The organism is Curtobacterium sp. MCBA15_016, from assembly GCF_001865105.1.
In the GTDB taxonomy this organism is placed as follows: Bacteria; Actinomycetota; Actinomycetes; order Actinomycetales; family Microbacteriaceae; genus Curtobacterium.
This window is the reverse complement of sequence record NZ_MJGR01000010.1, coordinates 58,384-72,666: the sequence shown is the minus strand read 5'-3', so window position 1 is coordinate 72,666 and position 14,283 is coordinate 58,384. Positions and strand designations below refer to the sequence as shown.

Annotated in this window: 11 protein-coding genes and 1 pseudogene; 2 read left to right on the top strand and 10 right to left on the bottom strand. The window is 72.0% G+C overall.

Going from position 1 to position 14,283, the window contains the following annotated elements:
• Positions 1-79 precede the first annotated feature (79 nt).
• The 4 genes from BIV03_RS04630 to dusB form a co-directional block, all read right to left on the bottom strand.
• Positions 80-1,696: an ABC transporter substrate-binding protein gene (locus tag BIV03_RS04630; RefSeq protein ID WP_071294835.1), complete on the bottom strand. Its 1,617-nt coding sequence runs from the start codon at positions 1,694-1,696 to the stop codon at positions 80-82.
• A 951-nt stretch (positions 1,697-2,647) separates the two neighbouring features.
• Positions 2,648-4,576, bottom strand: coding sequence for a DNA primase (gene dnaG / locus BIV03_RS04625; protein ID WP_071294834.1), 1,929 nt, complete (start codon positions 4,574-4,576; stop codon positions 2,648-2,650).
• 150 nt (positions 4,577-4,726) lie between these two features.
• Positions 4,727-6,016 carry a deoxyguanosinetriphosphate triphosphohydrolase gene (locus BIV03_RS04620; RefSeq protein ID WP_071294833.1) on the bottom strand — a complete coding sequence of 430 codons (1,290 nt, stop codon included), beginning with the start codon at positions 6,014-6,016 and terminating at the stop codon, positions 4,727-4,729.
• Positions 6,013-7,185 carry a tRNA dihydrouridine synthase DusB gene (gene dusB / locus BIV03_RS04615; protein ID WP_070418707.1) on the bottom strand — a complete coding sequence of 391 codons (1,173 nt, stop codon included), beginning with the start codon at positions 7,183-7,185 and terminating at the stop codon, positions 6,013-6,015. Before dusB ends, BIV03_RS04620 begins: the two co-directional genes overlap by 4 nt.
• A 47-nt stretch (positions 7,186-7,232) precedes the next feature.
• Here dusB and BIV03_RS04610 point away from each other — a divergent pair, with 47 nt between their 5' ends.
• Positions 7,233-7,715 (top strand): aminoacyl-tRNA deacylase, encoded by a 483-nt coding sequence (locus BIV03_RS04610; RefSeq protein ID WP_071294832.1) that lies wholly within the window; start codon positions 7,233-7,235, stop codon positions 7,713-7,715.
• A gap of 7 nt (positions 7,716-7,722) precedes the next feature.
• Here the strand turns inward: BIV03_RS04610 and BIV03_RS19450 are convergent, their stop codons facing one another.
• The 4 genes from BIV03_RS19450 to BIV03_RS04595 all read right to left on the bottom strand — a co-directional run bounded on the left by BIV03_RS19450 (position 7,723) and on the right by BIV03_RS04595 (position 11,331).
• Positions 7,723-7,893, bottom strand: a complete 171-nt coding sequence (locus BIV03_RS19450) for a hypothetical protein (protein ID WP_175473623.1) — start codon at positions 7,891-7,893, stop codon at positions 7,723-7,725.
• Complete coding sequence (locus BIV03_RS04605; protein ID WP_071294831.1) at positions 7,890-8,624, bottom strand: DsbA family protein; 735 nt, start codon at positions 8,622-8,624, stop codon at positions 7,890-7,892. Before BIV03_RS04605 ends, BIV03_RS19450 begins: the two co-directional genes overlap by 4 nt.
• 157 nt (positions 8,625-8,781) lie before the next feature.
• Complete coding sequence (locus BIV03_RS04600) at positions 8,782-10,167, bottom strand: glycine--tRNA ligase (protein WP_071294830.1); 1,386 nt, start codon at positions 10,165-10,167, stop codon at positions 8,782-8,784.
• A 114-nt stretch (positions 10,168-10,281) separates the two neighbouring features.
• Positions 10,282-11,331, bottom strand: a complete 1,050-nt coding sequence (locus tag BIV03_RS04595) for an aminotransferase class V-fold PLP-dependent enzyme (RefSeq protein WP_071294829.1) — start codon at positions 11,329-11,331, stop codon at positions 10,282-10,284.
• A gap of 70 nt (positions 11,332-11,401) precedes the next feature.
• On the opposite strand from BIV03_RS04595, the gene BIV03_RS04590 reads away from it, so the two are divergent.
• Positions 11,402-12,328 (top strand): LysR family transcriptional regulator, encoded by a 927-nt coding sequence (locus BIV03_RS04590; protein ID WP_071294828.1) that lies wholly within the window; start codon positions 11,402-11,404, stop codon positions 12,326-12,328.
• 75 nt (positions 12,329-12,403) lie between these two features.
• Here BIV03_RS04590 and BIV03_RS04585 read toward each other — a convergent pair whose 3' ends face one another.
• Entirely contained in the window at positions 12,404-13,201 is a 798-nt protein-coding gene (locus tag BIV03_RS04585; RefSeq protein ID WP_070418701.1) for an isoprenyl transferase, read from the bottom strand.
• A gap of 188 nt (positions 13,202-13,389) precedes the next feature.
• Positions 13,390-14,112 (bottom strand): annotated as a pseudogene (gene recO / locus BIV03_RS04580) (DNA repair protein RecO); the annotation flags it as partial.
• Between the last annotated feature and the right edge of the window lie 171 nt (positions 14,113-14,283).

Below are 14,283 nucleotides of genomic sequence, written 5' to 3'. Positions count from 1 at the left end.
CGGGTGCCTTTCGGTGCCGTGGGGGACGCGGTCACGGGGGCGCTCCTCGTGAGAGCGCCCCCGTGGACCGGAACCGGGCTTACTTGGAGAGGGTCGCGTACCGGAACTTGTACGAGGAGTCGAGGGTCAGGCCCTTGACATCCTTGGCCGCGACGGCGACCGACTTGCCCTGCAGCAGCGGCAGTGTCGAGATCTGCGTCGCCTCACGCTCCTGCGCCTGCTCGATGAGGTCCGCGCGCTTGTCCTTGTCGGACTCCTGCTGCTCCTCGGAGATGAGCTGCTGGATCGTCGGGTCGTCGTAGTGGTTCTGCACGAAGTTGTCCTTCGTGAAGAACGGCGACAGGTAGTTGTCGGCGTCCGAGAAGTCCGGGAACCAGCCGAGCTGGTACACCGGGTAGGCGTCCTTCGTGCGCTCCTGTGCGTAGGTCGTGTAGACCGTCGACTGGATGTTCACGGTGAACAGGCCGGAGTTCTCGAGCTGGGTCTTGAGCTCGGCGTACTCGTCGTCCGACGTCGAACCGTAGTGGTCCGGTGCGTACTGGATGTCGAGCTGCACCTTGCCGGTGACGCCCGCCTTCGACAGGGTCTCCTTCGCCTTGTCGACGTCCGCGCCGCCGTCGCCGTCGCCGTAGAGCTCCTCGAAGGGCTTCGCGGCACCGGTGAGGCCGTCCGGCACCATCGAGTAGAGCGGCGAGTAGGTGTCGTTGTAGACGTCCTTGGCGAGCTTCTCGCGGTCGACGACGTCCGCCACGGCCTGGCGCACGGCCAGGGCCTTCGTCTCGTCGGCGTCCGACTGCTTCGCGCCGAACGGCTGCGTGTTGAAGTTGAAGACCAGGTAGCGGATCTCACCGCCGGGGCCATCGGTGACCTTCACCTTGTCGTCCTTGCGGAGGTCGGCGATGTCGGTCGGCGTCAGCGAACGGTAGGCGACGTCGACGTCGCCCTTCTGCACGGCGAGCTTGAGGTCGGTCTCCTTGGTGTAGTAGCTCGCCGTGACCTCGTCGGTCTTCGGCTTGCCCAGGAGGCCGTCGTAGTTCTTGTTCGCCTTGTACTGGATCGTGTCGTTCTCCTTGTAGGAGCTGATCGAGTACTGCCCGGCGAACGCCTTGCCCTTGACGATGTCCGCAGCCGGCGTGAGCTTGTCGGCCGAGAAGACCTGCTCGTCGACGATCGGGCCGGCGGGGCTGGAGAGCACCTGCGGCCAGGTCTGGTCGGCGTGGTCGAGGTTGAACACGACCGTCGTGTCGTCCGGCGTGTCGATGCTCTTGAGGTTGGCGAGCAGGGACTGCGGGCCGTTCTCGTTGTTGATCTTCAGCTCGCGCTCGAACGAGAACTTCACGTCACTCGACGTGAGGTCGTTCCCGTTCGCGAACTTCAGGCCCTTCTTGAGCGTCACCGTGTACGTGGTGACGTTCGTGAACTCGCCCTTGGTCGCGATGTCCGGCTTGACGTCGGGGCTGCCCACCGGCGTGTTCATCAGGAACGGGAAGACCTGGTTCTGCACGGCGAACGAGCCGTTGTCGTACGAGCCCGCCGGGTCGAGCGACGTGATCTTGTCGGTCGTCCCGATGCTGATGCCGTTCAGGGCGGTGTCGCTCACGCTGCTGCTCGCGCAGCCGCTGAGCACCAGCGCCGTCGCTGCCACTCCGGCGCCGAGCGCGATGCCGCGCTTGCCCCACTTGGTCACGGATGCCATGTCCGATGCCTCTCTTGGTGATGAATGCAAGGGTCCTGGGCCGGAGGTGGATCGACTGTGTGCCCGGCCAGGAACGCTCATTGCTATCACCCTGTCACGGAACTGCACGAACCGAGGGAGATTTGTTTACACCGCTGTAATGCACGGTCGCGTCGCGTGTTGCATCATCCGTGCGTGTCCGGCCGGCGCGTCGCGCAGGATTGTTGCGCGGTGCAACGCGCGGCTCTGCCGGCCCCGCCGGCGCCCCGGCGCCCCGGCGCGCGAGCGGGCGATGTCCGCACCGCTCGCGCCTGGCATCCGGCGGGCGCTCCGGCGCCCCGGCGCGCGAGCGGGCGATGTCCGCACCGCTCGCGCCCGGCGAGCAGCGTGCTCCGCCCGCTCGCGGTCGCCGTCGGCGATCCGGCGGGTTCGCCGGGCTCGCCGGGTTCGCCGGGTCGCGAGCGGGCGAAATGCACACCCCTCACGCCCGGCATGCGGCATGTTCCGCCCGCTCGCCGCCCGGCACGCGGCGCGTCCCGCCCGCTCGGCGTCGCCAGCCTGCGACCGTGCCGGCCGGCAGCGCCGAGGTCGCGCGAAGTGCCGTCCGCGGGCGGCCTCGCCGGCCGTTCGTGCGACCTCGGCGACACGCACGCGGCGCGTCGTGCGATCTCGGCACCCTGGAGGCGCGGCACCAGTCCGCACCGCATCCCCCGGTGACGCTCCGGTCACGTCCACCGCACGCGGGTCCACCCCGTGCGCGTGGCTGGCCCCTGGCCCGAGGTCGCACGAAGTGCCGCTCCGAGCGCTACCGATCGGCCGTTCGTGCGACCTCGGCGACACGCACGCGGCGTGTCGTGCGACCTCGGCGGGCGACCTCGGCGAACGAACCCGGGGCGAGCGACCCCGCGCGGGCGACCACGGGCGACCACGGGCGCCCGACCGCACGGCAGCCAGGTGGGCGCCGCGACCCGCCTACGAGTTCGCCGCCGCCTCGGCGTCCGCGCGCAACCGCATCCGCTGCGCGTCGATGTCCACGAGCTGCCGCTGGATCTCCGCCCGCCGATCGGCCTGCTCGTTCGGGTCTGCCCGCTGCAGTTGCCCGAGCAGCGATGCCTTCCGCGCGAGCAGGTCCCGCTCCACCAACGCGACGACGATGCTCCGCGCGTAGATGGCCAGGTCCTCGTCGGTGCGGGCCGGGATCGGTGCGAGCGCGAGCTCCTGCACGAGGCCACGGAACGGCCCCGGCACGTCCTGCAGCAACCGTTCGAGCCAGTCCCCCGCGCCGATCGCGTCGACGTTCGCCACGACGGCGTCCCGCACGACGGACAGCATCGGGGCCGAGAAGGTCGCGGCCGCCGCCAACCCGAGGAGCGGCGCTCCGACGTGCCCGGGCTGCTGCACCATCGCCATCACGGCGTCGCGCTCCATGCGGGTGATCGGGTCGCTCGGCAGGAGTCGGAGCCCGGCCACGGGCTCGTCCGGGACGGCGACCGCCTCGCCACCGGAGCCGGGGTGCGTGGCTGGAGCCGCGCCTCCTGATCGGTGTTCGGTCGTCGACGCACCCGCGCGCTGGCGGGCGTTCTCGACCGCGCGACGCACCTCGGGGATGTCGAGGCCGAGCCACTTGGCGGTCTCGCGCGTGTACGCCGTCGCGAGGGTCCGGTCGCGGATGCCCGCGACGACCGGTGCGGCGTCGCGGAGGCCGGCGACGCGCCCCTCGGCCGTCTCGATGTCGTGCGCGGCGAGCCGGCGACGGATGATGAACTCGAACATCGGGCGCTTCGTCTCGATGAGGCGCGTGACCGCGGCGTCACCCCGCGCCAGCCGGAGGTCGCACGGGTCGAGCCCGCCCGGCGCGACCGCGACGTAGGTCTGCGAGGCGAAGCGGCTCTCTTCCGCGAACGCCCGCGAGGCAGCGCGCTGCCCGGCCTCGTCCGGGTCGAACGTGAAGACGATGTTGCCGAGCTGCGAGAGGTCGCGGCTGGCCGAGTCGCCGAGCATCGGCCGGAGCACCTTGATGTGGTCGACGCCGAACGACGTGCCACAGGTGGCGACCGCGGTGGTGATGCCGGCGAGGTGGCACGCCATGACGTCGGTGTACCCCTCGACGATCACGACCTGCTTCTGCTTCGAGATGTCCCGCCGGGCGAGGTCGAGCCCGTAGAGCACCTGGCTCTTGTGGTAGATCGGGGTCTCGGGCGTGTTGAGGTACTTGGGGCCCTTGTCGTCCTCGAGCAGCCGCCGCGCACCGAAGCCGATCGTCGCCCCGGTGACGTCGCGGATCGGCCACATGAGGCGCCCGCGGAACCGGTCGTACGGCGACCGGTCGCCCTGGCTGACGAGTCCGGCGGAGACGATCTCCTCGAGCGAGAACCCACGACCGCGCAGGTGGTCCCGCAGTGCGTCGTACGACTTCGGGGCGAAGCCGACGCCGAAGTGCTGAGCCGCCGCGGGGTCGAACCCGCGCTCACCGAGGAACTGCCGGGCCGGCTCGGCCGCCGCCGTCGTGAGCTGCGCGGTGTAGAACTGCTGCGCCGCCTCGTTCGCGGCGATGAGCCGCGCACGGGCGTTGTAGTCGGTGCGGGGGCCGTCGCCCTCTTCGTAGTGGAGCGTGAAGCCGATCTTCGCGGCCATCCGCTCGACGGCTTCCTGGAAGGTCGTGTGGTCCTGCTTGATGACGAAGTCGAAGACGTCGCCGTCCTCGCCGCAGCCGAAGCAGTGGTACCGCCCGACCTGCGGACGGACGTGGAACGACGGGGAGCGTTCGTCGTGGAAGGGGCAGAGGCCCTTCAACGACCCCACCCCGGCGGACTTCAGGGTCACGTAGTCGCCGACGACGTCGGCGATGTTGACACGCGAGCGGACCTCGTCGATGTCGTTCCGCGCGATCCTCCCAGCCACCCCTCGATCCTAGTTCGTGCGACCGACGTCGGCCGACCGTCACGAGACCTGTGGACAACGGCCAGGAGGCGCGGCTCGGCCCCGCCCCGCCGGCGCCGCCCCGCCGCGGGTCGCATCCAGGGCGCGGCGCACGTGGCCGTGCGCGGACCGTCAGACCGGGATGTGCACCGTCTCGCGGTCCCCCACCACGAGCCGCTTGTGCCACGCCAGCGCACCCTGGTCGGTCAGGCTCGCCACCTGGTCGACCACGGCCCGCAACCGCCCGGCGTCGTCGGACGCGGCACGCCAGTCCGCCGCGAAGCCCGGCTCGAGGTCGGCGCTGCCGCTCGCCGCGAGGGCGTCGAGGAGCTCGGTCAGGATCCGCCGCTGGTCCTCGTACACGGGCTGCCGATCGCCCTGCGTCATGACGAACGCCGCGACGATGCCCTTCAGCACGGCGATCTCACCGATGATCTCGGGCGGGGTCACGACCGACGCCGCGAAGCGCACGAGGGAGCCCGAGGCGTAGGACTCCCGGGTCGCCGCGGTCGCCGTCCGCGCGAACCGACCGATCAGCTGCGAAGTGAGGTTCTTCAGCCGCGCCAGGTCTCGTCGCGACCCGTCGTAGGAGGTCATCCACAGCGGCAGCGAGCGGAGCCGGTCGAACGCCTCGAGCAGCTCGTCGCGGCTGAGGTCCGAGCCGACCCAGGCGTGCATCGCCGACACGATGTCGTTCTCGCCGACGCGGTCGCCCAGGGCAGCGACGTCGATGAAGCCCGCGACGACGGCGTCCTCGAAGTCGTGCACCGAGTACGCGATGTCGTCCGAGAGGTCCATGACCTGCGCCTCGATGCAGCGCTGCCGACGGGGAGCCCCGGCCCGGAGCCACTCGAACGCGTCGTGGTCGTCGTCGTAGAAGCCGAACTTGGTGCGGCCGGACGACGCCTCGGACACGCCCTGGGCCGCCGGCCACGGGTACTTGCAGCTGGCGTCGAGCGATGCCCGCGTGAGGTTCAGCCCGTACGGGCGGTGGTCCTCGGGCTCGGCGCCGTACACCTTCGGCTCGAGCCGGGTGAGGAGCCGCAGCGTCTGCGCGTTCCCCTCGAACCCGCCGATGCCTGCCGCCCACGCGTTCACGGCCGTCTCGCCGTTGTGGCCGAACGGCGGGTGCCCGATGTCGTGCGCGAGGCAGGCGGTGTCCACGACGTCGGGGTCGAGGCCGAGCGAGTCGGCGAGCTCGCGGCCGACCTGGGCGACCTCGAGCGAGTGCGTCAGACGGTTCCGGGCGAAGTCGAGCCCGGTCGTCGGACTGAGCACCTGGGTCTTCGCGGCGAGCCGTCGGAGCGCGCTCGAGTGCAGGAGCCGGGCGCGATCGCGGGCGAAGTCGGACCGACGGTTGCCGTGGGTCTCGGGCAGCCAGCGTTCGGCGTCGGCCGGCCCGTACGAACTCGTGGCGCTCATCCGCCGCTGTGGTGCAGCTCGGCGGCGGCGAGGACCTTGCGGAACTCGCTGTCGACGTCGCGCGACTCGAGCCAGCGGTCGGGCAGGGCCGTGCGCTTCGGGTGGCCCGCACGACCTCGGGGCCCCTCGGCGTCGGCACCGGGGTACGGAGCGTCGTGGTCGAGCTGCCCGAGCAGGTCGTCGATCTCCTGCAGGCTGGACGCCATCGCGAGCCCGGACCGGACGTCGCCGCCGATCGGGTACCCCTTGAAGTACCAGGCGACGTGCTTCCGGACGTCGCGGCAGCCGTGCTCCTCGCTGCCGAAGAACTCGACGAGCAGTTCGGCGTGCCGCTTGAACGCCACCGCCACCTCGCCGAGGGACGGCATGTACCGCAACCCCTCGCCGCGGAACGCCGCCGCGAGGTCGCCGAACAGCCACGGCCGACCGAGGCACCCGCGCCCGACGACGACGCCGTCCGCCCCGGTCTCGTCGACCATGCGGAGTGCGTCGGCAGCGGACCAGATGTCGCCGTTGCCGAGCACCGGGATGTCGGTGATGGTCTCCTTCAGCGTCGCGATCGCCGACCAGTCCGCGTGGCCCGAGTAGTGCTCGTTGGCGGTGCGGGCGTGCAGGGAGACCGCCGCGACGCCGGCGTCCCGCGCGATGCGGGCGGCGTCGAGGTACGTGAGGTGGTCGCCGTCGATGCCCTTGCGCATCTTCACGGTGACGGGGACGTCCCCGGCGGCCCGGACGGTCTTCGTGACGAGTTCCTTGAAGAGGTCGAGCTTCCAGGGCAGGGCCGCTCCGCCGCCCTTGCGCGTGACCTTCGGCACGGGGCACCCGAAGTTGAGGTCGATGTGGTCGGCGCGGTCCTCGCCCACGAGGATCGTCGCCGCCTCGGCCACCGTGTTCGGCTCGACGCCGTACAGCTGGATCGACCGCGGGGTCTCGGACTCGTGGTGCTGGATGAGCTGCATCGACACGGGAGTGCGTTCGACGAGCGCGCGCGAGGTGATCATCTCGCACACGTACAAGCCGGCGCCGTACTCGCGGCAGAGCCGGCGGTAGGCCATGTTCGTGATGCCCGCCATCGGCGCGAGCACGACCGGCACGTCGACCTCGATGGGGCCGATGCGCAGGGGCTTCGCCGGACGGGTCGCCGTCCCGGGTGCGTCAGTGATCGTCATACGTCTCCCATCCTCCCACGTCGGTGCGCGCCGGTAGCGTTCTCCACATGACGACCGACGCCATCACCAGGTTCGACGCCGACGCACGGGCCCGAGGGCTCCGGGTCGACGTGGTCGAGCGCCCCGCCGCGGACTCCCTGCACGGGGCAGCCGCACTGCTCGGCATCGAGCCCGGCGACATCGTGAAGACCCTCGTCGTGAAGCGGCACGACGGCGGCTTCCTGCTCGCCCTCGTGCCCGGTGGCCGTGCCATCGCCTGGAAGAAGCTCCGCACCGTCGTCGGCGTCAACAAGCTCTCGATGCCCGACGCCGCCACCGCGCTCGAGGCCTCGGGCTACGAACGCGGCACCATCACGCCCATCGGCGCGACCGGCGACCTGCCGGTCTACGCCGACGAGCGGATCCTCGGACATCGGGTCGCCCTCGGCGCCGGTCGGCACGGCGCGAGCGCCTTCGTCGACGCCGACGACCTGATCGCGGCGTACGGCGCAACGGTCGCCGACATCACCGACGAGGAGCCCGTCCGCTAGCACCCGCTCAGTCGGGGACCTCGGTCCAGACACCCTCGGCGCCGGGCACGAAGCACGAGTCGCCCTCGCAGACCGGCGCACCGCCGGGCGTGACGAGCGTGAGCAGGGCGGGTCGCGCCTCCTGGCCGTCGGACTGGAGGCGCGGCTCGGCCGAGCCGTCGACGCGGACGTCCGTCATCGGGTCGCCTCCGCGTCTGCTGCCGCGTCCTCGGCGGACCGCTGCTCGGCCTCGGCGACGTCCGACGGGGTCGTCCCGCGGAGGGCGACGACCTGCGTCAGCACCTGCTCGAACGCAGCCGGGTCCTGCGCGCCGGAGACGCCGTACTTGCCGTCGATGACGAAGAACGGGACGCCGTTGATGCCGTACGCCTGCGCCTGCGCCTGGTCGGCGCGGACGGCCGCGAGCTGCGAGTCGTCGCGGAGCGTGGCGCGGACCTCGTCCGGGTCGAGGCCGACCTCGGCCGCGAGGGACGCCAGCGACTCGTCCTGACCGACGTGCTCACCACGCTCGAAGTAGGCGGCGAAGAGGCGCTCGACCATCTCGAGCTGCTTGCCCTGCTCCTTCGCCAGGTGGATGACCTGGTGCGCCTTCACCGTGTTGGTGTGGTGCATCGACTCGAAGTCGTAGTCGAGGCCGACGCTCGCGGCGATGCCGGAGACCTGGTCGAGCATCTGCTGCGCCTGCTCGACGGGCATGCCCTTGTGGCCGGAGAGGAACTCGGCCTCGGTGCCCTCGAAGTCCACGGGGGTGTCGGGGCTGAGCTCGAAGGAGTGGTACTCGACCTCGACCGGGGCGCCGTTCGGGGTCGAGGCGAAGGCGGCGACGCCGGCCTCGAACTTCCGCTTGCCGATGTAGCACCAGGGGCAGGCGATGTCCGACCAGACATCGACCTTCACAGAGTCGTTCATGCTGGTCGCAACCGGGGCCGCCGCAGCCGCATTCCCGCGCTGCCGGGCGCGGCGGGCGCGGCCCACAACCAAAAGCACCCCGCGCCGCGCATCAGCGTGGTTCGGGGTGCTTTTGGTTGTGCGAACGGCCGCGCCGCCGCGCGACGCCGCACCGCGCCTACGCGCCGAGCAACCGCGCCGCGAGGTACCCCTGCAGCTGGTCGAGCGCCACCCGCTCCTGCGACATCGTGTCGCGCTCGCGCACCGTCACGGCCTTGTCCTCGAGCGTGTCGAAGTCCACCGTGATGCAGAACGGCGTGCCGATCTCGTCGTGGCGACGGTAGCGACGGCCGATCGCTCCCGCGTCGTCGAAGTCCACGTTCCAGTACTTGCGCAGGTCGTCCGCGAGGCCGCGCGCCACCGGCGACAGCTGCTCGTTGCGGGACAGCGGCAGGACGGCGGCCTTGACCGGAGCGAGCCGCGGGTCGAGCCGCAGGACCGTGCGCTTGTCGACGCCGCCCTTCGCGTTCGGCGCCTCGTCCTCGTGGTAGGCGTCGAGCAGGAACGCCATGAGCGCGCGGGTCAGACCGAACGACGGCTCGATGACGTACGGCACGTACTTCTCGTTCGCGGCCTGGTCGAAGTACCGGAGGTCCTTGCCGGAGGACTCGATGTGGTTGTTGAGGTCGAAGTCCGTGCGGTTCGCGACGCCCATGAGCTCGCCCCACTCGGTGCCCGCGAACCCGAAGCGGTACTCGATGTCGGCGGTGGCGTCGGAGTAGTGCGCGCGTTCCCCGTCCGGGACGTCGAAGCGCCGCAGGTTCTCCGGGTCGATGCCGAGGTCGGTGAAGAACGCGACCGAGTCGGCGATCCACTGCTCGTAGTGCTCCTGCGCGGAGGCCGGCGGCACGAAGTACTCGATCTCCATCTGCTCGAACTCGCGCGTCCGGAAGATGAAGTTGCCGGGCGTGATCTCGTTGCGGAAGGCCTTGCCGACCTGGCCGATGCCGAACGGGGGCTTCATGCGGCTGGTCGTCACGACCTGCGCGAAGTCCACGAAGATGCCCTGCGCGGTCTCGGGGCGGAGGAAGTTCAGGCCTTCTTCCGACTCGACCGGGCCGAGGTAGGTCTTGAGCATGCCGGAGAACTCGCGCGGCTCGGTCCACTGGCCGCGGGTACCGCAGTTCGGGCACGCGATCTCGGCCATGCCACCCTCGGGCTGCCGGTCCTTCTTCGCCACGAACGCCTCGATGAGGTGGTCTTCGCGGAACCGGTGGTGGCAGTGCAGGCACTCGACGAGCGGGTCGGTGAACGTCGCGACGTGCCCGGACGCCTCCCACACCTTGCGCGGCAGGATCACGGCCGAGTCGAGGCCGACCATGTCACCGCGGCCGCGGACGAACCGCTGCCACCACTGCCGCTTGATGTTCTCCTTCAGCTCGACGCCGAGGGGCCCGTAGTCCCACGCGGAGCGCGATCCGCCGTAGATCTCCCCCGACTGGAAGACGAAGCCACGGCCCTTGGCCAGGGCGATGACGCTGTCGAGACGGGAGGACTGTGCCACGGGATGCTCCAGAGGTCGCCGAGCTGGGTGCCCGGTTCGGAAACGTACCGGGCAAGCGTACCGGCCTCACGGGCCTCGGCGGACGGGAGGCGCGGTGCCTGTGGAGAACGGGCCTCACCCCTCCGGTCTGAAGCCGTCCACCGCGCCCAGCGCGTCCGCCACGCGCGTCACGTCGTCCTCGTCGTTCCAGAGGTGGAACGCCAGCCGGAGCCGACCGGCCCGCCCGCTCGCGGTGATCCCGGCTGCCGCGAGGGCCCGGAGGGCCGCGCCGTCGGCGTCCGCGAACGTCGTGATCGCCTGACCGCTCCGAGGTGACCCGAGCGTGTCGGCGAGCCGGTCCGTGAGACGCGTGGCGTGCCTCCAGGACGACGTCGCGTCGAGCGCGGCGACGTGCCGGAGCGCAGCCACCGCGCCCGGCCATGCCTGCCACGCCGGCGAGACGTCGAACCGACGCGCGTCGTCGGCGAGCCGCATCGCGGGGCCGTAGCAGGACGCCCACACGTCGGCGCCCGCGTACCACCCGGCCTGCACGGGGCGGAGCCGTGCGAGCGCGGCGTCCGAGAACGTCGAGAACGCGACCCCGCGCGGCGCGCACAGCCACTTGTAGGCGTGCGTGACCGTCACGTCGAACGGGGCCGCGTCCACCGGGAGCACACCGGCGGCCTGCGTGAGGTCGCACAGCGTGAGCGCGCCGACGGTCCGAGCCGCCTCGAGCACCGGCTCCGGATCGGTGACGACGCCGCTCGACGACTGCACCGCGGACCAGGCGACGAGGGACGTCCCGGGCCGCACCGCGTCGGCGAGGGAGGCGAGCGGGACGCTCCGGACCCGGACCCCGCGGTGCGCCTGGGCGAGGAACGGGAACACGAGCGAACTGAAGTCGCCGTCGGGGACGACCACCTCGGCGCCGTCCGGCAGCGCAGCGGCGACGACCGCAACCATGGCGGAGGTCTGTGACCCCGTGGCGACCCGTGCCCGGTCGACGCCGACGATGCGCGCGAAGAGCGAGCGACCCTCCTCGACGAGCGCGCCGTACGCGACCGGCGTGGACGCGGCGTGCTCCCACTCGTCGAGGTCGGCGCGCATGGCGGCGAGCGTGCCGCGCGTGGGGAGTCCGGCGGTGCAGGCCGCGAGGTAGCCGGAGCCGTCGACGAAGGAGTCCATGCCTCCACGGTGGCGCGGGGTCGTCCATCACACCAGGGCAGGCTTCTTCGATCCCCCATAACATGACGTTGTGGACGACCTCGATCCCCAACTCCTCCGCGTGCTGCGCGCCGTCCGTGACGCCGGCTCGATCAGCCGCGCGGCCGCCGCCCTCGGGTACAGCCAGCCCGCGGTGAGCCAGCTGCTCGCCCGCGCCGAACGCCGGACGGGCCACGAGCTCGTGCTCCGCGGAGCGCGCGGCGTCACGCTCACCGAGTCGGGACGGGTCCTCGCCGACCACGCCCTCGCCGTGCAGGCAGCCCTCGCGGCAGCGCAGGAGGACCTCGACGCCGTCGGCGGCCTCGCCCGCGGACGGGTGCGGATCGCCGGGTTCCCGAGCGCGTCGTCGACCCTCGTGCCGCCGGTGCTCGCCGCGATGTCGGTCACGAGCCCGGGCGTGGTGACCTCGTACGTCGAGGCCGAACCGCCGGAGGCCGTCGAGCTCCTCCGCCGCGGCGAGGTCGACGTGGCGCTGACGTTCTCCCACGCGTTGCAGGGCGACGACGTCGGCGCCGACCCGACGCTCACGACCCGGGTGCTCGGTCGCGACCCGCTCGCCCTCGTGACGCCTGCCCCGGCACTGAGCGGGTCCGCGCACGGTGCCGACGCGGTCGCGGACCTCGCCGCCTTCCGCGAGGCGCGATGGATCGGCGGGTGCCCGCGCTGCCGAGGGCACTTGCTCGCGTCGTGCGCCGCCTCCGGCTTCACCCCGGACATCGTCCTCGAGACGGACAACGCCGCGGCGGTCGTCGGGTTGGTCGCGGCGGGCCTCGGTGTGGCCCTGCTCCCCCGCCTCGCGCTCACGACCACCGTGGTGCCGCCCGGCGTCTCGGTCACGCCGGCGAGCGACGAGCTCGCGCGGCGCGTCGAGGTGGTGGTGGCACGGGGCGCGGACCGGGTGCCGAGCGTCCGCGCCGCGCTCGACGCGGTCCGCGGCGCGGCGCACCTGCTCGGCTGAGCCGGAGGCGGGCGCTCGGTCGAGCCGGGAACCGTCGGACGGGAGGCGCGGGTCGGCGCCGCCCCGCGCCTCCTGTCAGGCCGTCGGTGCGTCCACCGCCCCGCCGAACCGTCGATCGCGGCGCGCGTACTGCTCGATCGCTCCCCACAGGTCGGTGCGACGGAAGTCCGGCCACAGCCGGTCGAGGAACACCATCTCGGCGTACGCCGACTGCCACAGCATGAAGTTGGACGTCCGCTGCTCCCCCGAGCTCCGCAGGAAGAGGTCGACGTCCGGCAGCTCCGGCACGTACAGCCGCTTCGCGAGGGCCTTCTCGGTGACCTGGCTCGGCTTGAGGCGCCCGGCGGCGACGTCCTCGGCCATGCCCCGGACCGCGTCGACGATCTCGTTCCGACCGCCGTAGTTGACGCACATCGTCAGCGTGCAGACGTCGTTGTCGGCGGTCATGCGCTCGGCGGTCTGCAGCTCGTCGATCACGCTGCGCCAGAGCCGCGGCCGACGTCCCGCCCACCGGATCCGGACCCCCCACGCGTTCAGTTGGTCGCGGCGGCGGTGCAGGACCTCGCGGTTGAAGCCCATCAGGAAGCGGACCTCGTCGGGTGAGCGCTTCCAGTTCTCGGTCGAGAACGCGTACGCCGAGACGTGCTTGACGCCGATCTGCACGGCGCCGGCGACCACGTCGAGGAGCGATGCCTCACCCGCGCGGTGCCCCTCGACCCGGGTGAGGCCGCGCTGGTTCGCCCAGCGGCCGTTGCCGTCCATCACGATCGCGACGTGCTCGGGGACGAACTGCAGCGGGATCGCTGGAGGGTGCTCACCCGTCCAGTCGACGGGCTTCAGCGGCTCGGACTCGGCGTACCGGCGAGGGCTCATGCAGGGGTTCCTCCGTGGTCGGGCGCGTGGTCGGGCGCGTGGTCGGGCGCGTTGCCGGACGCGTTGCCCGGCACGTTGCCGGTCGCGTTGTCGGACGGGTCCGGCGGCTCCGGCAGCGTGGGTGCCGGGGTCGCGGCGACCGCGGCGGGCACACCACCCGGTGTCGGATGGACCGGGGACGGGAGCTCGGTGCGGTCGACGTGCGGCAGCGACCGGAGCGATCGTTCCAGGTGCCACTGGGCGTACGCCGCCACCACGCCGGACGCCCGGGAGCGTGTGCGCTCGTCCGACGCGTCCACCGTGCTCCAGTCGCCGGCGAGCAGTGAGCCCAGGAGCTGCAGGGTGTCCGGGTCGAGCCGCGGTGTCCCCGGAGGCGCCGCGTGGTCCGCCACCACGCCGCCGAGCTGCACCACGAACGCCGAGTGGGGCCCGGGCTCGCCGGTGACCGCGCAGTCGCGGAACGACGGTGCCCACCCCGCGATGCTCATCGCGCGCAACAGGTACGAGTCGAGCGTCGCACTCGTCACGTGCTCGCCGCGCGCCAGCGACCGGAGCGCCCCGACGAGGAGCAGGTACTGCTGCAGTCCGGCGTCGGCCTCGCTCAGGCGGTCGGCTGTCTCGACCATCGCGCTGGCGGCGGTGTAGGCCCCGTAGTCGGCGACGATCTGCGCGCCGTACGAACCGAGCGACTCGGCCTGCGTGACGATGTCGAGCGAGCGGCCCTCGTAGAACTGGGCGTCGACGACCATGAACGGCTCGAGCCGGGACCCGAACTTCGACGCGGTCCGCCGGACGCCCTTCGCCACCGCCCGGATCTTGCCGTGCTGCCGGCTCAGCATCGTGACGATGCGGTCGGCCTCACCGAGCTTGTGGGTGCGCAACACGACGCACTCGTCCCGGTACAGCGGCATTGGTCCAGTATCCCCCGCGCCACCGACGCGACGCGCCGCGCTGCTCGCGGCGCGCGAGCGTTCGCGGCGTGCGATCGGGCGGGCGGGCGGGCGAGCGGGCGCGACACGCCGCTCACGTCCGCGGAGCGGGCGGAAGGCGCTGCTCGCCACCGCCGAGCGGGACAGAAACGT